The organism is Catellatospora vulcania (genome assembly GCF_009720385.1).
Lineage (GTDB): Bacteria > Actinomycetota > Actinomycetes > Mycobacteriales > Micromonosporaceae > Catellatospora > Catellatospora vulcania.
This window is the reverse complement of record NZ_WARX01000006.1, coordinates 391,177-412,021: the sequence shown is the minus strand read 5'-3', so window position 1 is coordinate 412,021 and position 20,845 is coordinate 391,177. Positions and strand designations below refer to the sequence as shown.

Genomic DNA, 20,845 nt, shown 5'->3' with positions numbered 1-20,845 from the left:
CCGGTCCGGCGGCAGTGCCGCGTGCCGAACCCCCGATCGTCGCGTACGCGGAACGTCACGTCCCGTTTCGCGATCGGAGTCAGCCATGCCCCACCCGTCATCCCGGCTCGCCGCCCTCGGCCTGGCCGCCGTCCTCGCCGGCGCCGCGGTCACCGGCGTCCAGGCCGCGGCCCGCGCCTCAGCGCCGCCGTCGACTTCCGGCCCCGCCGGCTCGGCGCTGCCCGCAGCGGCCCCGACCACGCCACCGCCGTCCTACCCGAACCCGGGCCGCGTCACCGGCTCCACCGGCGCCCACGACCCCGCCGTGGTACGCGCCCCGAACGGCACCTACCTGCTGGCGAGCACCGGCGACAACGTGCCGCTCAAGACGTCGACCGACCGGGTCAACTGGCGCGACGCCGGCGTCGTGTGGCCCGGCGGCGCACCGTGGACCACCACCTACACGGGCGGCGGGGCGAACCTGTGGGCCCCCGACATCTCCTACCACGACGGCCGCTTCCTGCTGTACTACTCGGCCTCCACCTTCGGCTCGCAGCGCTCGGCGATCTTCCTCGCCACCAGCCCCACCGGCGCGGCCGGCAGCTGGACCCACCAGGGCCTGGTCATCGAGAGCAGCGGCGCGGTGAACTACAACGCCATCGATCCGAACCTGTTCGTCGACGCCGCCGGGCAGTGGTGGCTGACCTTCGGCTCGTTCTGGACCGGCATCAAGTCGATCAGGCTCGACCCCGCCACGGGCCGGCGCTCCGCCACCGACACCGCGGTGCGCGCGCTGGCCCAGCGGCAGACCGCGTCCGGTGCGGTCGAGGCCCCGTTCGTCTACCGCCGCGGCGGCTACTACTACCTGTTCACGTCGTTCGACCTGTGCTGCCGGGGCGCGTCCAGCACGTACCGCGTGATGGTCGGCCGGTCGGTCTCGGCGACCGGGCCGTTCACCGACCGCAACGGCACCGCCCTGACCTCCGGCGGAGGCACGCAGCTCCTGGCCGGCCACGGCTCGATCCACGGACCGGGCCATCAGGCCGTGCTCGCCGACAACGGCCAGGACGTGCTGTTCTACCACTACTACACCGACAGCGGCGCCGCCCGGCTCGGCATCAACCTGCTGGGCTGGGACAGCGCCGGGTGGCCGTTCGTCTATTGAGCCACCGTGGGACCGGCCGGGCGGGCATTCGTCGCGACCAGCCGGTCCCACCAGGAGCCGGGTCCGGTCGGCGTGCGCGAGCGCCCGGTTTGCGGCACGCTGAGGCGATGAGCGATGCACTGTCGGCCGCCGGCCTGCGGCGACTGCACGACGCCATGACCGCCCGCGTCGCCGCGGCCGAACTTCCCGGCCTGGTGCTGGCCGTCACCCGCGGCGACCAGGTGCACGTCGAGGCCATCGGAACGTTCGACTTCGACGGCGCGACGCCGATGCGGCGGGACACGCTGTTCCGCATCGGCTCGATCACCAAGCCGATACTGGCCGCGGCGACCATGACGCTGGTCGAGGAGGGCCTGCTCGACCTCGCCGAACCGGTCGACCGACTGCTGCCCGAACTGGCCGACCGCCGCGTACTGGCCAGGATCGACGGCCCGCTCGACGACACCGTGCCCGCGCGGCGGCCGATCACCGTGGAGAACCTGCTCACCTTCCGGATGGGCTTCGGCATCCTGACCGAGCCGCACTACGAGCCGCCCTACCCGATCGTCGCCGCGGCCCGGGAGCTGCGTCTGGTGCTGGCCGAGCCCGACCCGCGCACCCCGTACCCGCCCGACGAGTGGATCAAGGTGTTCGGCACGCTGCCGCTGATGTACCAGCCGGGCGAGCGCTGGCAGTACAACGCCAGCGCCCTGGTGCTCGGCGTGCTGGTGTCCCGGGCCGCGGACGCCTCGCTGGGCGACGTGCTGCGCACCCGGCTGTTCGGGCCGCTGGGCATGGCCGACACCGGCTTCTTCACCGGCGACGCCGGGCGGATCCCCCCGCACTACCTGACCGACTTCGCCACCGGCGAGCTCACCCGGCAGACGGCCACGCCCGCCGAGGACTGGGGCAGGCCGCCGGTGTTCCCGTCCGGCGCGGCCGGGCTGCTGTCCACCGTGGACGACGTGCTGCGCTTCGCCCGCATGCTCGCCGCGGGCGGTGTGCACGAGGGCCGCGCGCTGCTGTCACCGGCGTCCGTCGCCGCGATGACGGCCAACCAGCTCACCGCCTACCAGCAGGGCACCGCCGGCATGCTGCTGGAGCCGCAGGGGTGGGGATACGGCATGGCGGTCGCCACCAAGCCCGACGACGTCTCGGCGGTCCCCGGCCGGTATGGCTGGGACGGCGGCTACGGCACCGTCTGGTGCAACGACCCGTACCGCGACGTCACCGCGCTGGCCTTCGCGCAGACGTCGGACTTCCTGTTCGGCGGCGGCCGCGACGAGTTCCTGACGCTGGCCCTGCGCGCCGCCGCGTGAACACTGGATTAGCCGACCGGCGGCAGGGTAGAACACATGCGTGTCTCGGAATACGTGGATCATCATCGGCATCGCCGTCGCGATCGTCGGCATCATCACGCTGATCGGCGCGATCAAACTGGGCAAGCGCCTGTTCGTCACCAAACGGATGCTCGGTGAGCTGGGCACGGGCGGCAAGGTCGCCTTCTGGGGCGCCCTGATCTACACGATCCTGCCCGTGGACCTGTTACCCGACCCGATCTACCTCGACGACATGGGCGTGCTCGCCCTGGCCCTCATGTACCTCACCAACCTGCTGCGCAAGCGCAACGGCGGCAAACTCCTGCCGGGCCCCCGCACCAAGCCCTCCACCAAACACGACAGCCCCCGAAACTAGGGACTCAGGCCCTCGGGCCAGGACACGGCCTCGAGGCCGTGTCCTGGCCCGAGGGCCTACGGTTCACGGCTTGAACACCAGCCGCCACACGGTGCGGCCGGGCAGGCTGTGGTACAGGAACTCGTCGCAGACCTCACCGGTGATGTACAGCCCCCAGCCGCCGGAGGCCGCGGGCCGTGCGGCGGGCTGCTGAGGGGCGGTCCTGCGGAACGTGCCGCTGTCGGTCAGCTCGATGATGATCGTGTCGCCGTCGGCCCACACCCGCGTGACGCCGCCGCCCGAGGTGTGCCGGAGCGTATTGGTGACGAGTTCGCTCACCGCCAGCTTGAGCCCGGGGACCCGCTCTGACGTGAGTCCGGATGCGTGTGCGTGCGCCCCGACGAACTCGCGGACCGCCGCCAGGTCGTCGGCGGTGGCGAACGAGATCGCCGCCGCACCCGACGGGGGCGGCGCGAACGGCCTGACTACCTGGCGCAAGACTCCTCCGCAGGCCCGAGGTTGATGTTCGAGGTGAGCTGACGAACCTCGGTGGCACGGCGCATCGGTCGCCGCCCCGCCGGCCGCATCGGCGACCGCCTTTCGCGCCTGCCACAGGAATGTCCCACAGCACGCCTACCCTCACGCGGGAGCCGTGGAAACCCGTTCCCGCCATCGGATTGCCGGCCCGTGTCGCGGCCCTGCCCGCCGAAGGCAGTCCCGGGACGCATACGCGAAGAGCGCCGCAGCCAGACCCGGCTGGGCACTCTTCGCGTCAGCTTCTACAGGCCTTGACGATCACACCCCCGGGCAGCTCACCTGTTGGTGGCGTCCTCCGCCGCGTCCTTGACGTCCTCGGCCGCCTGCTTGGCCTTGGCAGCGGCCTGCTCGGCCAGACCCTTGGCCTCCAGGCTCTCGTTGTTGGTCAGGTCGCCCACGACCTCCTTGGCCTTGCCCACGAGTTCTTCGGCCTTGTTCGAGATGTCGCCCATCGAACTTCCCTTCTCACCGGCGGCCCCACCGACCGCCTGGCACTGACTGCCCCACCGGAGACCGGCCGAAACACGACATCGCGAACAGGTCGCCGCAGTCGGCGATGGGCCGCTCATGCCCGAGCACCTATTGCCGATCGTGCATGATTTCGGGGATCCGTTCCGGGTACTCAGCCGTCCTGCGGGGCCGCCGTCCGGGCGCATCTCACAGCCGCCGCGGAGTATCCGGTTTGCCCGACCAGCAGTGGTACAGTCGCCACTTTGCTGGGCTGACCAGTCACAATACGCAATAAAGGATGACAATGGCGCTGAAAGCAGAGCAAAGCGAGCGACTCGGCAAGCTGTTGTCGGAGCGGTCGGAAAAGATCTCCAAGCGCTGGGCGGAGGCCGCGGCCGCCCCCCTGAAGGGCCGGCTGACCGTCGCGGAATCGGGCCGCCAGACGACCGAGTTGCAGCTGCAGCTGCAGAAGTCACTCAGCGACGGCGCCGTCAACCTCGACAATTCGCATACCGCGGAGCTGCGTGCCGTGCTCACCGAGCTGTCGCGCGGCCGCGCGCGGCAGGGCTTCACCGCCACCGAGACCGCCACCAGCATCTTCGCCCTCAAGTCCGCGCTGTACGAGATCGGCGAGGTGGAGAAGGGCGGCGAGACCGCACTGCGCGACTACGTGGCCTGGTCGGCGTTCATCGACGAGCTGGGCCTGTTCACCTTCGAGGCCTTCTCCAAGGCCCGCGAGCACATCATCACCGAGCAGAGCGAGCAGCTGCTGGAGCTGTCCACGCCGGTCGTGAAGCTGTGGGAGGGCGTGGTCGCCGTCCCGCTCGTCGGCACCCTGGACTCGGCCCGCGCGCAGGTCGTGATGGAGCGGCTGCTGCAGGCGCTGGTCGACACCGGCTCGCCGTACGCGATCATCGACATCACCGGCGTGCCGGCGGTCGACACCCAGGTGGCCCAGCACGTGCTCAAGACGGTCATGGCGGCGCGGCTGATGGGCGCGGAGTGCATCGTCTCCGGCATCCGCCCGCAGATCGCGCAGACCATCGTGGCGCTGGGCATCGAGTTCGGCGACATCGCGACGAAGGCCACCCTGGCCGACGCGCTGCGGCACGCGATCCGGCACGGCGGCGCCGAGATGCGCGCCGGCAAGCGGGAGTCCTGATGGAACGGGTGCCGATCCTCAAAATCGGTGCGGTGCTGCTGGTCTCCATCCAGGTCGACATGCAGGATCAGATGGCGCTGCAACTGCAGGAGGACCTCGGCCAGCGCATCGTCGACACCGGCTGCAAAGGTGTCATCATCGACATCACGGGCCTGGACATCGTCGATTCCTTCGTCGGGCGCACCCTGTCGACGATCGCGTCGATCTCCCGGGTGCTCGACGCCGAGACGATCGTCGTCGGGATGCGGCCCGCGGTCGCCATCACGCTGGTGGAGCTGGGCCTGTCCCTCAACGGGATCCGCACGGCCCTCAACGTGGAACGCGGCCTGGAGCTGCTGGCCCGCAACGCCGAACCGGACACTCTGGACGACCTCGACCTCATCGGCGGCCCTGAGGCGACCTCGTCGTGACCGGCAGCGAGGGCTCCGATCCCCAGGTACAGGCCATCGGCAGTGACGCGGACGTGGTCCGGGTCCGTCAGCTGGTCCGCACCGCCGCGGTCGCGGCCAAGCTCTCCCTGGTCGATCAGACGAAGGTGGTCACCGCGGCCAGTGAACTGGCCCGCAACACCCTGGTCTACGGCGGGGGTGGCGAGGCGGTCGTCTCCACCGTGGACAACGGGGTGCGGCGCGGGGTGCGGGTCGTGCTCAGCGACTCCGGCCCCGGCATCGCCGACCTCGACCTGGCGCTCACCGACGGCTACACCAGCGGCGGCGGGCTCGGGCTGGGCCTGAGCGGGGCACGGCGGCTCGTCGACGAGTTCGAACTGGACACCGCGGTCGGGTCTGGGACCACCGTGGCGGTGGTCAAGTGGGCGCGCTGAGCTCGCTGACCCCCACTTCGTCATGGTTCCGGCTGGATGACGCGAGCGCCGTGGGGTCCGTCCGGCGGTTCGCCGTCGAGCTGGCCAACGCCGTCGACCTCGGCGAGCGGCACACCGCCGACGTCGCGATCATCGCCACCGAACTCGCTTCGAACCTGGTCAAGCACGCTGAGGACGGGACGCTGCTGGTGCGTCCCATCCGGCACGACGACAACGTCGGCATCGAGATCATCAGTATCGACTCGGCGCCCGGGATGGCCGACCTGACCGCCATGTACGAGGACGGCCGCTCCACCACCGGCACACTCGGCATCGGGCTGGGCGCCGTCGCCAGGCTCGCGCACCGGTCGGACGGCTTCTCCGTGCCGGGACGCGGCTCGGTCCTCACCGCCCAGCTGTGGCGCGACGCACAGCCGCCACCGGCCTGGGCCGACGGGCTGACCCGCCCGCTGACCGGCGAGACCGTCAGCGGCGACAGCTTCGCCGTGCGCACCGTCGGCGGCCGGCGGCAGGTGATGGTGTGCGACGGGCTCGGTCACGGCCCGCTCGCCGCGGCCGCCTCCCACGCCGCCCTCAACATCTTCCACACCGCGCCCGAGGGCCCGCCCGCGATGATGGTGGAGCGCCTGCACCGGGGCATGTCCCACACCCGTGGGGCCGCGCTGACCGTCGCGGAGATCGACCCCGACGCCGGCGTCGTGCGCACGTGCGGCATGGGCAACGTCGCGGCGACCGTCATCACCGGTGACCTGCGACGCGGCACGGTGTCCATGCCCGGCATCGCCGGGCACGGCAGGGCCGTCATCAGGGAGTTCGAATACCCGTTCGGGGCGGAGTCGCTGCTGGTGATGCACTCCGACGGGGTCAGCGACAAGTGGAGCCTGCACGCCAGTCCGGGTCTGGAGACGAAGTCGCCGCTGCTGATCGCCGCCACGGTGCTGCGCGAAGCGGGCGTACGCCGCGACGACGCCTGTGTGCTGGCGGCCAGGATCCGGCCATGACCGACACCGTCCTGCTGCACCTGGTGCTGCGTCGCGAGCAGGATGTCTTCGCTGTCAGGCAGCGTGGCCGGGAGGCCGCCGCCGCGCTGGGCTTCGAGCACCAGGACCAGATCCGGGTCGCCACCGCCCTCAGCGACGTCGGCCGCCAACTGCTGGCCGGCGGGACCGGCGTCGAGGTCACCTTCCGGATCCACGGATCGCCGGAGAACCTCCGCATCGACCTCGCCGTGCCCGGCACGGTGGACCGGCAGGCGCTGCGACCTGCGGGCCGCCTCGTCGATGTTTTGGAAGTCACCGAAACTGGGCAGGGGACAGTGGTCATGCTGTCACGCCGCCTGCCCACCCCGGACCTCGACGCGAACCGCGTCGAGCAGGCCCGGCGCAAGCTGGCGGCCTCCGCGGTGGCCAGCCCGCTCGACGAGCTCGCTTCCCAGAACGAGCACCTGCTGACGGCGCTCGAGGAAGCCCGCCAGCAACAGGAGCGGCTCAAGGCGCTCAACGACGAGCTGGAGGAGACGAACCGCGGCGTGATGGCGCTCTATCTTCAGCTCAGCTCCGAACTCGAAGAGACCAATCGCGGCGTGGTCGCCCTGTACGCCGAGCTGGACGAGAAGTCCGGGCAGCTGCGGGCCGCCAGCGAGGCCAAGACGCGTTTCCTGGCCAACGTGAGCCACGAGCTGCGCGCCCCCGTCACCGCGGTCATCGGGCTGATCAGGCTGCTGTCCGACCCTGACTCCGACCCGCTCACCGAGGCCCAGGCCGAGCAGATGGCGCTGATGCGCGGCTCGGCGTCGGACCTGCTGTCACTGGTCAACGACCTGCTCGACCTGGCCAAGGCGGAGTCCGGCCATCTCGAACCCCAGTGGGGGCTGGTCGATCTCAGCGAGCTGTTCAAACAACTGCGCGGCACGCTCAAGGCCGTGCTGAACAACCCCGACGTCGAGCTGGTCGTGGAAACCCCCGGCGACGGCGCCTGGATCGAGTCGGACGAGGCGCTGCTGACCCAGGTGCTGCGCAACCTGCTGCACAACGCGGTCAAGTTCACCGACCAGGGCGCGGTGACCATGCGGGCCGACTGCGACGGCGGGCTCTGGACGATCACCGTCGCCGACACCGGCGTCGGCATCCCGGCCGCCCAGCACGAGCGCATCTTCGAGGAGTTCGTCCAGCTCCCCAACCGCCACAAGGTCAACGGCACGGGCCTCGGCCTGCCGTACGCCCGGCGGCTCGTCGGCATCCTGGGTGGGGAGATGACCTTGATCAGCGAACCTGGCGAGGGGAGCACGTTCACCGTGACGCTGCCGGTCGCGAGGGCTTCGTGACCACCCCCGCCGAGACGACCATTCTGGTGGTCGACGACCGCGCACCCAAGCGCTACCTGCTCAAGAACTGGCTCACCCGGGCCGGCTTCGCGGTCGCCGAGGCCGAGGACGGCCACGACGCCCTCGACAAGCTCCGGCAGCGCCCCTTCGACATGGTCGTGCTCGACGTCAAGCTGCCCGACATGAGCGGGCTGGACGTGTGCCGGCACATCAAGGCCGACCCCGCCACCACCAGCACACCCGTCATCCACGTGTCGGCGCACGCGGTCGACGCCGCCGACCGGACCCTGGGACTGGTCGGCGGCGCGGACGCGTACCTCGTCGAACCGATCGACCCGCACGAGCTGGTGGCCACGGTGCAGGCGGTGCTGCGCTACTACCAGGCGCGCCGCAGGGCCGAGCAGCTCGCCGAGGGCCTGTCCCGGCTCGCCCAGACGACGCTCGCGGTCACGATGGCGCGCGACTTCACCGAGCTGCTCGGCCAGGCCGCCGCCGGAGCCGCCCGACTGTTCGGCACGGCCGCCGCGGTCGCGACCCAGACCACCGACGCCGGCTGGGCCCTGGCCCTGGCGACCGAAGCCGGCAAGGTCACCGTCGGCGGCTGGGAGCCGCCCGGCGACGACGTGCCGATCGGCTCACACCGGATCACGGGCCTCGCCGCGCAGTGGCAGCTGCCCGCCGACTGGCCCGATCCCGTCACCGTGACCACCGCCCGGTTCCGCCCCGACCGCCCGCCGCTGTACCTGTTCACGTGTGCGCCCCACGAGGAGGTCCACACCCAGCTGCTGACGCAGCTGACCCAGGCGCTGGGCGCGGCGGCCGAGGCCCAGCGGGCCCAGGACCAGGATCACCGGATCGCGGTCACGCTGCAGCGCAGCCTGCTGCCGCGGCACCTGCCCACGGTGCCCGGGATCGACCTGGCCGTACGCTACGAGCCGGCCAGCCCGCAGGCCGAGATCGGCGGCGACTTCTACGAGCTGTCGGCCCTCGGCGACCAGCTGCTCATCGCCATCGGCGACGTCGTCGGGCATTCCCTGCATGCCGCGACCGTGATGGCCGAGATCCGCCATGCGCTGCGGGCGTACGCCGTCGAAGGCCACTGTCCCGGCCGCATCGTCACGCTCATCGACGAGCTGATGGTCCGGCTGCTGCCCGGCGAGATGGCGACCCTCTGCCTGCTGCTCCTGGATCCCCGGACCGGCCGTGCCCGCCTGGCCAACGCCGGGCACCTGCCGCCGCTGCTCGTCGCCGACGGCCGGGTCAGCGAGATCTGGCACCGCGCGCCGCTGCTGGGCATCAACCACCCCCGGTCGGATGACCTGGAGTTCGTCATCCCCGAGGGCGGCACGCTGCTGCTCTACACCGACGGCCTCATCGAGCGGCGCGACATCACGATCCGCGACGGCATCGCCGACCTCAGCCGGCTGGCCGGGGACGTCGACGCCGACCTCGGCCGCTACTGCGACCGGCTGCTCAGGCAGTTGACCAACCCGCCCCACGCCGACGACGTCGCCGTTGTCGCCGTCAGACGTCTGTGATTGGCTTCGTGCATGGATCGAGCTAGCAACCCGCCGCAGGCCACACATGACGTGGAGATCCTGCCGGACCGTGTCCGGATCACCCTGGCCGGTGAGTTCGATCTGGCGAACGAGCAGGCGCTGACGAGCTGGCTGGTCGACGCGATCCAGGCCGGTCCCGGCCGCCCGGTCGAGGTCGACATGCACGACGTCGGCTTCATCGACTCCAGCGGCATCCGGGTGCTGCTGCAGGCGCACGCCGAGGCGGCGCGGCTCGGCGGATCCTTCCGGCTGGCCAGGGCGTCCGGCACGGTCCGCGAAGTGCTCGAGATCGTCGCCGTGTACGACTTCCTGACCAGCGGCGATTAGGCCGCTGCGGCCGCGTAAGCGGTCAGCGCCGGGTGGCTGTCGGGCAGGCCGTACCAGCGCAGCAGCTCGGTCACCTCGTCGGGTTCCGCGATCAGCGCGTCCGGGTGCCGGACCAGGTGGTCGACGAGCCAGCGCTGCGCGGGTGTGAGGTCGGCATAACGCAGCGAGGCCGTCCGCTCGTCGTCCCCGAACGCCAGGTAGAAAGCCTCACCGAGGCGCTCGACCCAGGGGCCCAGGTGTCGTTTCGTGGCCTCCGCGCGGACCAGCGCGGCCCGCGAGTCGGCGGCTGCCGGGTCACCGAGGTGTTCCAGCAGCCGCACCGACCACTCGGCCCGGCCCAGCCCCCACGGCGCGAGCACCGGCTCCTCGGGGCCGATCCCCCCGCCCGCCCGTGCCCGCAGGACGCCTCTCGGCTCCTCCGGCACGGTCGCGCCCGCGGTGAGCGTCCATGCCACCGCGGCGGCCCAGCGGACCTCCTCGTCGTCGTCGTGCGCCAGGCTCGCGATCACCGCCGACTCGGGCACCGGCCCGCGAGCGGCCAACCCGGCCGCGAGCAGCGCGGTCACCCGCAGGTCGCGCCGCCAGCCGCGCTGTCCGGCCACGGCCAGCAGCGGCCCGACGGTGTCGCGCGCCGCCTCGGGGAACCAGGCGAGCAGGTATGCCGCCGCCTCGATCACGGCGCCGTCGGTGTCGTCCAGCAGGGTCAGCATCCGCGGCAGTTCGGCCCGGACCGCGTCGTACACCCGCAGCTCGTCGGCCTCGCCCGGCGGTGCGCCGGGCGCGCGGCCGCTCCACTCGCTGTAGAGCAGGTGCCAGGACTCGTCGACCGCGTCCGGCGACGGCCGCAGCCGCTCGATGGGAAAGCCCGTCACCAGGTACGGATGGTCCGAGCCGATCGCCAGCGCGGCCAGCAGGTCGACGATCGCGGCACGGTCGAAGGTGGTCGGGTCCGCGGCCAGGTCGGCCAGGAACGGCACCGTGTAGACGTCCGCCTCGTAGCGCCTGCCCTCGTGCAGCAGGCTGCTCCAGAGTTCGTCGCGGGCGTCGCCGCGCATCTGCGGGTCTTCGGCACGCAGTGCGGTGATGAAGGCGGGGATCTCCTCGGCCGTGCCGAAGGCGTGCGTCAGCCCGCCCCAGCCGACCGTGTCGAGCTTTTCCAGCATCCTTCGATGATGCCCACTATCCCCGACATCAATCGGCCAGTTTGTGCGACCGAAGGCATCGAGGTGGGCGGCGATCATCCCAACGGGGCCGCGCAGCGCCCCGACGGCCGGCTTTGCGATCATGGAGGGCATGACCGTCAGCACCAGGCTCGTGACCCTCGCCGACGCACCGACCGTCAGCGCCCTCTACCAGGCGAACCTGGATTTCCTCCTGCCGTTCGAGCCGGTCCGGCCCGAGGGCTGGTTCTCGCCGGAGGGCCAGCTCGACGTGCTCGGCAACGCGCTGGAACGGCACGCGCGCGGCGAGTGCGTGCCGCACGTGATCCTGCTCGACGGTCGCGTCGTCGGCCGGATCACCCTCAACGACATCGTGCGCGGCCCGTTCCTGAACAGCCACCTCGGTTACTGGGTGAGCCAGGACGTCAACAGCCGCGGTGTCGCCTCGGCCGCGGTGGCGAGCATGATCCGGGTGGCGTTCGAGGAGCAGGGGCTGCACCGCATCCAGGCGGGCACGTTGGTGGACAACGTCGCCTCGCAGAAGGTGCTGGCCCGCAACGGCTTCGTCCGCTTCGGACTGGCCGAGAAGTACATCCAGATCGCCGGCGTCTGGCAGGACCACATCCTGTTCCAGCTCCTCGCCCACGACCGGCCGTGACGGCACAGAGGTTTCGAAACTGATTGATGTATCGCAGGTCCTGGACGGACGCCGGCCATTATGGAAACACCGTTTCCATAATGGCGTATCTGGGACGGCGAGACAAGCGGGACATCGGCCGATTGACCGTCCCGCGCGGCGGCCACAGACTTCGCACAGCCCACGCCGCCCGCCTGCGCAGGGAGCGCTCATGCCGGTCCATCTCAAACGCGCCGCGAAGAAGTCCGCCGGCGCGGTCGACCCCGAGGTCACCGCGACGGTCGCCGCCGTCGTCACCGACGTGCGCGCCCGCGGCGACCAGGCGGTGCGTGAATACTCCCGCCGCTTCGACGGCTGGGAGCCCGCACGCTTCCGCCTCGACCCCGAGCAGACCGCCGCGATCGTGGCGACGGTGCCCGACCAGGTCCTCGACGACATCCGCACGGTGCAGGGCAACGTGCGCGCGTTCGCGCGGCACCAGCGCGCGTCGCTGCACGACTTCGAGGTGGAGACCTCACCCGGGGTGCTGCTCGGCCAGCGCAGCATCCCGGTGGCGGCGGCCGGGGCCTACATCCCCGGCGGCCGCTACCCGCTGGTCGCGTCCGCGCACATGACGATCGTGACAGCGAAGGTCGCCGGGGTGGGCCGGGTCGCCGCCTGCACGCCCCCGATCCGCGGTCAGGTGCCCGCGGCCACCGTCGCGGCGATGCACCTGGCCGGCGCGGACGAGATCTACCTGCTCGGCGGGGTGCAGGCAGTGGCCGCGATGGCGCTGGGCACCGAGTCGATCGACGCCGTCGACATGCTGACCGGACCGGGCAACGCCTACGTCGCCGAGGCCAAGCGGCAGCTGTTCGGCGAGGTCGGCATCGACCTGCTGGCCGGGCCCACCGAGATCCTGATCGTCGCCGACGACGCCGCCGACCCGTTCATCGTCGCGGTCGACCTGCTCAGCCAGGCCGAACACGGGCCCGACTCGCCCGCCGTGCTCATCACGACGTCCGACACGCTCGCCCGCGAAGTGATCGGGCACGTCGAACACATCCTGGCCGACATGCCGACGCGTGACTTCGCGGCCCCGGCCTGGCGCGACCACGGCCAGGTCATCGTCGTCGACGACCTGGCCGAGGCGTACGCGCTGGCCGACGACTTCGCCAGCGAGCACGTGCAGGTCCTGACCCGGCGGCCGCGGGAGGCGCTGGACCGGATGCGCCACTACGGCGCGCTGTTCCTCGGCGAGGGCACCTGCGTCTCGTACGGCGACAAGGTCATCGGCACCAACCACACGCTGCCCACCCGCGGCGGCGCACGGTTCACGGGCGGGCTGTGGGTCGGCCGCTATCTCAAGACGGTCACCTACCAGGAGGTCGTCGACCCCGCTGCGAGCGCCGAACTCGGCCGGCTGTGCGGTCGGGCGAGCCGGGTGGAGCTGTTCGAGGGGCACGCCCGGTCCGGCGACGTGCGGGCGGCGAAGTACGCCGGGGACCCGCTGCCGTGGTCGCCCGCGCAGGCCGCGGCATGAGCGCGGACGACCGCGTCGCCGGGCGCACCGCGCTGGTGACCGGGGCGGGCAACGGGCTCGGCCGGGCCATCGCGCACGCGCTGTCGGGTGCCGGGGCGCGGGTGGTGCTGACCGGACGCACCCGGGCGACGCTTGACGGCGTCGCGGCCGAGCTGGCCGGGGCCGCCGCGGGGGTGCGGGTCGCGGTGTGCGACACGTCCGATCCGGACTCGGTCGCGGCGCTGCACCGCGAGCTGGCCGACGAGCACGTGTCCGTCCTGGTCAACAACGCGGGGATCGCCGGGCCGGTCGACGCGCTCGTGGACATCGAGCCCGACGACTGGGACGAGGTCTTCGCCGTCAACGTGCGGGGGGTGTACCTGATGTGCCGGGCGTTCCTGCCCGCGATGACCGCCGCCGGGCGGGGCGATGTGATCAACATCGCGTCGGTGAGCGGCAAGCGGCCGCTGGCGCGGCGCACGCCGTACACGGCGTCGAAGATGGCGGTGCTGGGGCTGACCGTGACCCTGGCGCACGAGGTCGGCACGCTGGGCGTGGCCGTCAACAGCCTGTCCCCGGGGCCGGTCGCGGGCCCGCGGATGGCCCGCAACTTCCGGCTGGAGGCGCAGCGCACCGGGGTCACCGAGGCCGAGGCCGAGCACGCGTTCGTCTCCCGGGCCGCGCTGCAGCGCATGGTCACCGAGGAGGAGGTGGGCGCGGCGGTGGTCGCCATGCTGCGGATGCCGGGCATGACCGGCGCGGACGTCGATCTGTCCGCGGGGATGATCGCCCGCTGACAAGGTCGGCGGTTGCCGATACAGTCCCTTCGCCGCCCGACGAGGACCGACCGTCGCGCGGTGAAAGGAGCCGACGATGTCCGACCCGACGACCGAGGGCTACACGGTCACCGCCGCCGAGATCGAGGGCATGGTGCGCAACCTCTGCGCGTACGCGCTGAGCGAGCCCGACCCGATGCAGCGCTACGCCGACCTCACCCACCAGCAGGTCCTGTTCGACGGCATCGTCGCGGCGATCCAGCGTGAGCGCGGCCGCGCCGTGGCCGAGCTGGTGGTCTCCGGCATGCCGCTGCCCGAGGTCGCCGCGAAGACCAACCTCGCGACCGTGCCGCGGGTCCGCAAGCTGATCAGCCTGGCCGGGGAGACCGAGCGGGTGCGCGCCGCGACCACGGCCAAGCCGCCCAAGGCGGCCCCGCCGAAGAAGGCGCAGTACGTGCCCGCGGCGGGGCCGGTGGCGCCGCCTGCGCCGCCACCGGTTCCGACACCCGACAAGCGCATGCTGACGGCGGCGGAGCGGGCCGCGCTGGGACTGCCCGCCGAGGGACCGCTCCCCCGCAGCCGGCCGCCGAAACGCCGACGCGCCGGGATCCGGTCGGCGTAGACGTGCAGCCGCCCCCACCCCGCGTCCGGCCGAAGCCGACGAGGGCGGGGGCGGTCAGGCTCATGCCATCAGCCGCAACTGTGACAGCGTGCGGGACAGCAGGCGCGAGATGTGCATCTGCGACACGCCCAGCCGTGCCGCGATCTGCGACTGGGTCAGCTCCGCGTCGAAACGCATGACGATGATGCTCCGGTCCCGCTCGGACAGGCGGGAGAGCCGGTATCGCAGCACCATCCGGTTCTCGACGGCGGCCAGGGCAGGGTCCCGCACGCCGAGCAGGTCGGCCAGCCGGCCGTCCCCGTCGCCTTCCCAGTCGCCGTCGCTGCGCGGCTGGTCCAGCGACAGCAGCCGGTAGGAGTGGGCGGCCAGACGGGCCAGGCCCACGTCCCGCTCACTGACCCCGAGCCGTTGTGCCACCAGCCCTGTGGTCGGCGAGCGCCGCAGCTCATGGGTCAGTTCCTCGGTCACCACGGCGACCTCCCGGTACAGCTCCTGAATGCGGCGCGGCACCCGGATGTCCCAGGTGGTGTCGCGGAAGTGCCGCCGGATCTCGCCGAGGACAGTGGGGAACGCGAAGCCGACGAAGGGGACGCCGCGCTCGGCGTCGTACCTGTCGATCGCCTTGATCAGCCCGATCACCGCGGCCTGGGTGATGTCGTCGAGGGGTTCGCCGTAGTTCCGGAATCGACGGGCCAGGTAGCCGGCCATGGGCAGGTACCACTCGATGGCCCTGTCGCGGGCGCCGGCCCGGGCCGGGTCCCCGACCGCCATCGCGTGCAGCGACACCAGCAGGGGATCGGTCTCGCCCGGCGTGCCCAGGTCTGCTGCCATGGCGCTGCCGCGGAACCGGGTCCGCGGCTGCCAGTGATCGGCCCTCTCCGGCGGTCGGAGGGGTATGGCGGTGACGTGCACGTTGGTGACCATCTTCGACCTTTCGACCATCGTTGAGGTGGCATGGCAGCGCATGTCGGGTGCCGCCGAGGTGGCGGCGCCCGACATGATCGGTGCGTTGTGCACGTGTTCGCGGGTGCGTCGGGGTGGCTACCGGAGCCAGGCGGCTCGCCGCACCAGTGCCGTCGCCGCCCAGCTCCGGCCGAGGCCGAAGGTGTCTCCGGCGCCGAGGACGGCCAGGACTATCAGGATCGCCGCGTAGACGAGGTGTTCGTCCAGGAGCGGGTTGTTGGCCGGGGGGAGGACCGCGGCCCACATCAGGACGGTCAGGACCGCGCCGGCTACCGCGGCCGCTCGCATGCCGATGCCCAATATCAGGGCACCGCCGATGGCGAGCAGCGCAGCCATGAACAGCAGGTCGGTCACGGGGTTGCCGGCGATCGACTGGAAGAATCCGCTGAACGGGCCCTTGGCCGAGGAGAGGAAGCCCAGGGTGGGGCTGCCGCCGCTGAGCACGGACTTCGCCGACGGGGTGCCGAATCCCCACCCGAACAGCTTGTCCAGGAACGCCCAGAGGAAGATCCAGCCGAGCGCGATCCGGATGGCGGCGAGCAGGTAACGTGCGGCAGCCGAGGGTTCCGGCAGTGCCGGCGCGACAACCGGCAGCGTGTGCCTGCCGACCGGGATCGAGTGCCTGCTGTCGGCAGCCCTGCGGGCGGCGGTGTCCGGCACCGTCGCGACCGGAGCCATGCCCGGCATCGAGGTGCCGTTCGTGCGGTCGTGATTGTCGGCGATGTCGTCCATCGCGCTCACGTTCCCTACCTTGACGGGTGGATCAGGCTCCCGGGGCGTGCGCGCACGAGGGAGGGGCTGCGGTGACGACGACTGCCGTGCCGGGCGTGCCGCCGCAGACGCGGCGTGCGAGGGGATTCCGGCCGAGGGCGGGTCGTGCATGGGCGGCGGCGAAAGACAGCCACCGGGGACCCGGGCGACGTTCCCACCCTACGCTCTTTTACCGGCAGGCGTTAGACGGGCGCGAGTGGACTGCCCGCCACGGGCGCAATGTTGGCATACGGGGTCCGTCCGATGTGCTCGGCAGCATCGTCCGGCGCACGGTGGGCTCAGTCCGCCGCGGGCAGGTAGCGGGCGAGACCGTTGATGATCAGCTCCAGCCCGAACTCGAACCGCTCCTCCCCATCCCCCTGCACCAGCACATCGGCGTATCGGGTCAGGAAGGGGAAGCGCTCCGGCGGCAGGCTGCGGTAATACTCGTGGATCTGGCCGAAGTAGTCGGCGATGAACTCGTCGATCGGCTTGCCGCTGGTCCGCTGCCGGCTCTGGTAGAGCGAGCCCTCGTAGGCGTCGGCGCTGATGTACATCGAGATCCGGTCCACCGCCCAGGCTGCCTGCTGGGGCGGCACGCCGCCGCTGATCAGCACGCCCAGCATGGCCTCGCCCATCTTGACCGCGTTGGGCCCGGTCGGCACGTTGGCGAGGCTGACCCGGGCGATGTCGCCGTGCCTGCCGAGCACCTGGTAGGACGCCCGCGCGATCTCGCGGACCTGCTCGCGCCAGCGGGCCGGGTCCGGCTCGGGCAGCTCGATCTCGCCCAGCACCCGGTCGTACGCCAGCTCCAGCAGCTCGTCCTTGTTCGCCACATGCGCGTACAGCGAGGCGGCTCCGGTGTTCAGCTCCTCGGCGACGCGCCGCATGCTCACCGCGTCCAGGCCTTCGCGGTCGAGCAGGCCCAGCGCGGCGTCCACGATCGCGTCCCGGCTGAGCGGCTTGCGGGCGGGGGCGCTGCGGCGCGGGGCACGCCAGGGCGGGGCCGGGATCTCGGACATGGCGCACATCGTACTTGACGCGAACGGCGTTCGCTGTGTAGAACGGTGTTCGTTAAACGAACACCGTTCGCTCAATCCCGGAGGCACATCGTGACCACCGTCCTGCCCGACACCGCCCCACCCGATACCCGGCCCGCGGCGTACCGCTGGCGCTGGGCAGCCCTGTTCGTCATCCTCGCCGCCGAGGTGATGGACCTGCTCGACGCGCTGGTCACCACCATCGCGGGCCCCTCGATCCAGGCCGAGCTGGGCGGCTCCGAGAGCCTGATCCAGTGGCTCGGCGCCGGCTACACCCTGGCCATGGCGGTCGGCCTGATCACCGGCGGCCGACTCGGCGACCTCTACGGCCGCAAGCGCATGTTCATGATCGGCGCGGCCGGGTTCGTCGCCGCGTCCGCGCTGTGCGCGGCGGCCACCACACCCGAGCTGCTCATCGGCGCGCGTGTGCTGCAGGGCCTGCTCGGCGCCGTGCTGCTCCCGCAGGGCCTCGGCATGATCAAGGAGATGTTCCCGCCCAAGGAGGCCGGCGCCGCCTTCGGCGCGTTCGGGCCGGTCATGGGCCTGTCCGCGGTCGGCGGCCCGATCCTGGCCGGGTGGCTGGTCGACGCCGACCTGCTCGGCACCGGCTGGCGCATGATCTTCCTCATCAACCTGCCGCTCGGCCTGCTCGCCCTGCTGGGCGCGGCCAAGTTCCTGCCGGAGTCCCGCTCCGAGCACGCGTCCCGGCTCGACCTGACCGGGGTCGCGCTGGTCAGCGCGGGCGCGCTGCTGCTGCTGTACCCCCTGGTCCAAGGTCGTGAGCTGGGCTGGCCCGCCTGGACCTTCGTCATGATGGCCGCCAGCCTGCCGGTCTTCTTCCTGTTCGGCCGCCAGCAGATCGCCCGCCGTCGGCGCGGCGGCGACCCGCTCGTCGAGCCGTCCCTGTTCCGCCGCCGTGCCTTCACCGGCGGCCTGGTCGCCGGGCTCGCCTTCTTCGCCGGCATGATCGGTTTCGGCCTGGCCTTCAGCCTGTACGTCCAGCTGGGCCTGGGTTACAGCCCGCTCAAGGCTGGTCTGGCCAGCGTGCCGCAGTCACTGGGCATCGTCGTCGGGTTCGGCATCGCGGGCGGCGCGGGCCTGACCCGCAAGCTCGGCCGCCGCCTGCTGCACCTGGGCCTGGCCGTGATGGCCGCCGCCACGATCGGCTTCGTGATCACCCTCGACCAGGCCGGGGTCGGCGTCACGCCGTGGCAGCTCGCACCCGCGCTCGGCGTCTTCGGCATCGGCATGGGCCTGGTCATGGCCCCGTTCTTCGACATCATCCTGGCCGGGGTGCAGCCGCACGAGACCGGCTCGGCGTCGGGCTCCCTCACCGCCGTGCAGCAGCTCGGCGGCGCGGTCGGCATCGCCCTGCTCGGCACGCTGTTCTTCAACACCGTCAGCTTCGGCCCGCTAGGCCCCGACCCCGCCTCCTTCGGCGACGCGATGCGCCTGGTGCTGTGGGTCGAGGTGGCGCTGCTGGCCGTCACCTTCCTGGCCGCGTTCCTGCTCCCCCGGCAGGCGCGCGAGGAGGAACCCGCCCACTGACGGCCACCTGCGGTGTCGCCGATCATGATCGTCCGACTTGCCTGGCACCTGTGCGTATCGTGGGCCTCCATTCGCCCACCTGCCAGGCAAGTCGGACGATCGAGCGGGCGGGCCCGCCGCGACCGGCGGCACCGACGTCACGCTGGTCGCATCAGGGACCACCAGGCACTGAATCCGGCGCCATCTCGCGACGCCGCCTGTCCGCAGGACCGATCTGGCCCACGATGGAGGCATGACCGATGAGCCCGGCACGACCGCCGACGAGCCTGTCGCACCACGCCCGGTCGCACCACCCCCGGCCAGGCGCGAGCCGTCCGGCAGGTTCGCTCTCGCACTGGTCGGGGCGTTCCTGGCCGGCTCGTGCCTGACCGGATGCGTGGGCGCGGCCCTGGTCGCGGCCGCCCATGGCATACGCCACGAGCGCATGGAGGACCGCTGGCACGATGACCGCGACCGGTGGCACGAGCGCCCCGAGTGGTGGGACCGCGACCGGCAGTACCCACCCGCGCCACCCGCCCCGGTGCCGCCGGCCCCGGTGCCACCCGTGACTCCGCCGCGGCCACCCGCGGTGACGCCCGCGCCACCGGCCCCGCCGGCCCCGTCCCCGTCCAGGCCCTTCCCCCGCCGGCGCTGGTCGTCCTGCCACCGGCCCCCCCGCCCCGCGCCGCACGACCGCTGGGGTTCAGATCCGCGAGCTGTAGCTGATGAAGAACTCCGGGGTCACCGGAGCGCCTGCGGCGCTCCAGCAGATGACGTTGCGGACGATCACGACGCCGCCCGAGAGCAGCCACACGTTCTGCAGGTTGCAGTAGTTCGAGCCGCTCTTGTATCCGCTGACCTGCACGTGCCCCTCCCGGAACCCGACCTTGTGGAACTCGACGTACTGCAGCCCCGGGCCCCCCGGGGTCGAAGTGTTGATCGAGCCGACCGAGTTGTAGCTGGACGGACCGGGGAATCCGGGACTCCACAGGTAGCCGAAGTACTTCGGCGGGTTGAACGCCCCGTAGACCGAGCGGGCGCGGTGGTAGGTCAGGTCGAACCAGCTGTCGGCCGGCGCGCCGGTGTGGTCGTAGCAGCGCACGACGACGTCCAGGCCGGCACCGCCGGGGATCCAGTTGTCGACCTTGCAGCGGCGCGGGCTGTTCGGGTGCTGCGCGGTCACCTGGAGGTTGCCGTCCTGCAGCCCGGTGCTGACGCCGGGGAACCAGACCTTGTAGACACCGGTCCCGATGCCGCCGTGGGTGACCGTGTTGACGCCGCCGACCGGGCTGTAGGACGTCTGGGTGCCGCCGGTGGACTTACCCTGCACGTACGCGTACGTCCCCGGGCCGGCGAGCAGGCCTGAGCTGGTCGAGTACATGACCGTGAACGCCGACCAGTCGGGGGTGATCACGGCGCCGGTGTACTTGTAGCACTGCACGTCGACGTACTGGTCGGCACCGGACGCGAAGTAGTTCCAGACCTGGCACCAGCGCGGATCACCGGCGACGGCGGTGACGTGGGCGACGCCGTTGGTGGAGGCGATGCTCGGGAACTTCACCCGGTAGCGGCCGACCACGAGCGGGCTGACCGTGCTGTTGGGGATGTTGTCGCTCTTCCACTGCCGGGTCGGGTCCATCAGGTAGGCGGCCGGCGGCACGGGGTTGTCCATGAACGCGAACGCCCAGCGATCGGGCGTGGCGGCATGCGCGGCCGGAGCCGACACGACGGCTGCGGCGCCGACCGCGGAGACGGCGGTGAGCAGCGCCACGAGGGCGCGACGGAGTTTCACGGGATACCTCCGACGAGGTGGGATAGGGTGCCGTCAATCTAGGGCACCCATCACCCGATTTCGATGCAGCGACGTTGATCTGCCAGCAGAACCGTCCGG

At 71.7% G+C, this 20,845-nt stretch carries 22 protein-coding genes; 15 read left to right on the top strand and 7 right to left on the bottom strand.

Translation table 11 applies throughout. The features are described 5' to 3' along the window. The first annotated feature begins 85 nt into the window (after positions 1–85). The 3 genes from F6W97_RS27650 to F6W97_RS27640 all read left to right on the top strand — a co-directional run bounded on the left by F6W97_RS27650 (position 86) and on the right by F6W97_RS27640 (position 2,818). Complete coding sequence (locus tag F6W97_RS27650) at positions 86–1,144, top strand: arabinan endo-1,5-alpha-L-arabinosidase (protein ID WP_155373433.1); 1,059 nt, start codon at positions 86–88, stop codon at positions 1,142–1,144. A 107-nt stretch (positions 1,145–1,251) separates the two neighbouring features. Then, the gene (locus tag F6W97_RS27645) at positions 1,252–2,442 is read left to right on the top strand and encodes a serine hydrolase domain-containing protein (RefSeq protein ID WP_155373432.1); all 1,191 of its coding nucleotides are present in this window, start codon (positions 1,252–1,254) and stop codon (positions 2,440–2,442) included. Positions 2,443–2,482: 40 nt separating this feature from the next. Beyond that, positions 2,483–2,818, top strand: a complete 336-nt coding sequence (locus F6W97_RS27640) for a YkvA family protein (RefSeq protein WP_155373431.1) — start codon at positions 2,483–2,485, stop codon at positions 2,816–2,818. Positions 2,819–2,881: 63 nt separating this feature from the next. Here the strand turns inward: F6W97_RS27640 and F6W97_RS27635 are convergent, their stop codons facing one another. Both F6W97_RS27635 and F6W97_RS27630 read right to left on the bottom strand, forming a co-directional pair. Continuing rightward, positions 2,882–3,295 carry an ATP-binding protein gene (locus F6W97_RS27635; protein ID WP_196279354.1) on the bottom strand — a complete coding sequence of 138 codons (414 nt, stop codon included), beginning with the start codon at positions 3,293–3,295 and terminating at the stop codon, positions 2,882–2,884. Between the two features lie 314 nt (positions 3,296–3,609). Continuing rightward, positions 3,610–3,786, bottom strand: a complete 177-nt coding sequence (locus F6W97_RS27630) for a CsbD family protein (protein ID WP_155373429.1) — start codon at positions 3,784–3,786, stop codon at positions 3,610–3,612. A gap of 302 nt (positions 3,787–4,088) precedes the next feature. Between F6W97_RS27630 and F6W97_RS27625 the strand changes: the two genes are divergently transcribed. From F6W97_RS27625 to F6W97_RS27595, 7 genes are read left to right on the top strand one after another with little or no spacing between them, the layout of a single operon-like run. After that, positions 4,089–4,946, top strand: coding sequence for an STAS domain-containing protein (locus F6W97_RS27625; protein WP_155373428.1), 858 nt, complete (start codon positions 4,089–4,091; stop codon positions 4,944–4,946). Next, positions 4,946–5,356: an STAS domain-containing protein gene (locus F6W97_RS27620; protein WP_230687025.1), complete on the top strand. Its 411-nt coding sequence runs from the start codon at positions 4,946–4,948 to the stop codon at positions 5,354–5,356. Before F6W97_RS27625 ends, F6W97_RS27620 begins: the two co-directional genes overlap by 1 nt. Continuing rightward, a complete protein-coding gene (locus tag F6W97_RS27615) occupies positions 5,353–5,769 on the top strand; it encodes an ATP-binding protein (protein ID WP_155373427.1) in 417 nt (138 codons plus the stop codon). The genes F6W97_RS27620 and F6W97_RS27615 overlap by 4 nt, the downstream gene beginning before the upstream one ends. Continuing rightward, on the top strand, positions 5,757–6,770 hold the full coding sequence (locus F6W97_RS27610) for a SpoIIE family protein phosphatase (protein WP_230687024.1): 1,014 nt from the start codon (positions 5,757–5,759) through the stop codon (positions 6,768–6,770). Before F6W97_RS27615 ends, F6W97_RS27610 begins: the two co-directional genes overlap by 13 nt. Further along, the gene (locus tag F6W97_RS27605) at positions 6,767–8,092 is read left to right on the top strand and encodes a sensor histidine kinase (protein WP_155373426.1); all 1,326 of its coding nucleotides are present in this window, start codon (positions 6,767–6,769) and stop codon (positions 8,090–8,092) included. Before F6W97_RS27610 ends, F6W97_RS27605 begins: the two co-directional genes overlap by 4 nt. Further along, positions 8,089–9,630: a fused response regulator/phosphatase gene (locus tag F6W97_RS27600; RefSeq protein ID WP_155373425.1), complete on the top strand. Its 1,542-nt coding sequence runs from the start codon at positions 8,089–8,091 to the stop codon at positions 9,628–9,630. The genes F6W97_RS27605 and F6W97_RS27600 overlap by 4 nt, the downstream gene beginning before the upstream one ends. Before the next feature lie 12 nt (positions 9,631–9,642). After that, a complete protein-coding gene (locus F6W97_RS27595) occupies positions 9,643–9,978 on the top strand; it encodes an STAS domain-containing protein (RefSeq protein ID WP_155373424.1) in 336 nt (111 codons plus the stop codon). On the opposite strand, the gene F6W97_RS27590 is transcribed toward F6W97_RS27595, so the two are convergent. Then, a complete protein-coding gene (locus F6W97_RS27590; protein ID WP_155373423.1) occupies positions 9,975–11,141 on the bottom strand; it encodes a hypothetical protein in 1,167 nt (388 codons plus the stop codon). The genes F6W97_RS27595 and F6W97_RS27590 overlap by 4 nt on opposite strands. Before the next feature lie 130 nt (positions 11,142–11,271). On the opposite strand from F6W97_RS27590, the gene F6W97_RS27585 reads away from it, so the two are divergent. From F6W97_RS27585 to F6W97_RS27570, 4 genes are all read left to right on the top strand, one after another. After that, positions 11,272–11,796, top strand: coding sequence for a GNAT family N-acetyltransferase (locus F6W97_RS27585; protein WP_155373422.1), 525 nt, complete (start codon positions 11,272–11,274; stop codon positions 11,794–11,796). A 190-nt stretch (positions 11,797–11,986) separates the two neighbouring features. Further along, complete coding sequence (gene hisD / locus F6W97_RS27580) at positions 11,987–13,297, top strand: histidinol dehydrogenase (RefSeq protein ID WP_155373421.1); 1,311 nt, start codon at positions 11,987–11,989, stop codon at positions 13,295–13,297. Further along, on the top strand, positions 13,294–14,073 hold the full coding sequence (locus F6W97_RS27575) for an SDR family NAD(P)-dependent oxidoreductase (protein WP_155373420.1): 780 nt from the start codon (positions 13,294–13,296) through the stop codon (positions 14,071–14,073). The genes hisD and F6W97_RS27575 overlap by 4 nt, the downstream gene beginning before the upstream one ends. 76 nt (positions 14,074–14,149) lie before the next feature. Beyond that, a complete protein-coding gene (locus F6W97_RS27570; protein WP_155373419.1) occupies positions 14,150–14,674 on the top strand; it encodes a hypothetical protein in 525 nt (174 codons plus the stop codon). A gap of 60 nt (positions 14,675–14,734) precedes the next feature. Here the strand turns inward: F6W97_RS27570 and F6W97_RS27565 are convergent, their stop codons facing one another. The 3 genes from F6W97_RS27565 to F6W97_RS27555 all read right to left on the bottom strand — a co-directional run bounded on the left by F6W97_RS27565 (position 14,735) and on the right by F6W97_RS27555 (position 17,409). Then, positions 14,735–15,505, bottom strand: coding sequence for a SigB/SigF/SigG family RNA polymerase sigma factor (locus tag F6W97_RS27565; RefSeq protein WP_196279353.1), 771 nt, complete (start codon positions 15,503–15,505; stop codon positions 14,735–14,737). Between the two features lie 210 nt (positions 15,506–15,715). Then, positions 15,716–16,369, bottom strand: coding sequence for a DoxX family protein (locus tag F6W97_RS27560; RefSeq protein ID WP_155373537.1), 654 nt, complete (start codon positions 16,367–16,369; stop codon positions 15,716–15,718). A gap of 317 nt (positions 16,370–16,686) precedes the next feature. Then, positions 16,687–17,409, bottom strand: coding sequence for a TetR/AcrR family transcriptional regulator C-terminal domain-containing protein (locus tag F6W97_RS27555; RefSeq protein WP_155373417.1), 723 nt, complete (start codon positions 17,407–17,409; stop codon positions 16,687–16,689). A 90-nt stretch (positions 17,410–17,499) separates the two neighbouring features. Here F6W97_RS27555 and F6W97_RS27550 point away from each other — a divergent pair, with 90 nt between their 5' ends. Then, the gene (locus F6W97_RS27550) at positions 17,500–18,975 is read left to right on the top strand and encodes an MFS transporter (RefSeq protein WP_230687023.1); all 1,476 of its coding nucleotides are present in this window, start codon (positions 17,500–17,502) and stop codon (positions 18,973–18,975) included. A gap of 682 nt (positions 18,976–19,657) precedes the next feature. Here the strand turns inward: F6W97_RS27550 and F6W97_RS27545 are convergent. Continuing rightward, positions 19,658–20,746 carry a hypothetical protein gene (locus tag F6W97_RS27545; protein ID WP_155373416.1) on the bottom strand — a complete coding sequence of 363 codons (1,089 nt, stop codon included), beginning with the start codon at positions 20,744–20,746 and terminating at the stop codon, positions 19,658–19,660. Positions 20,747–20,845 lie beyond the last annotated feature (99 nt).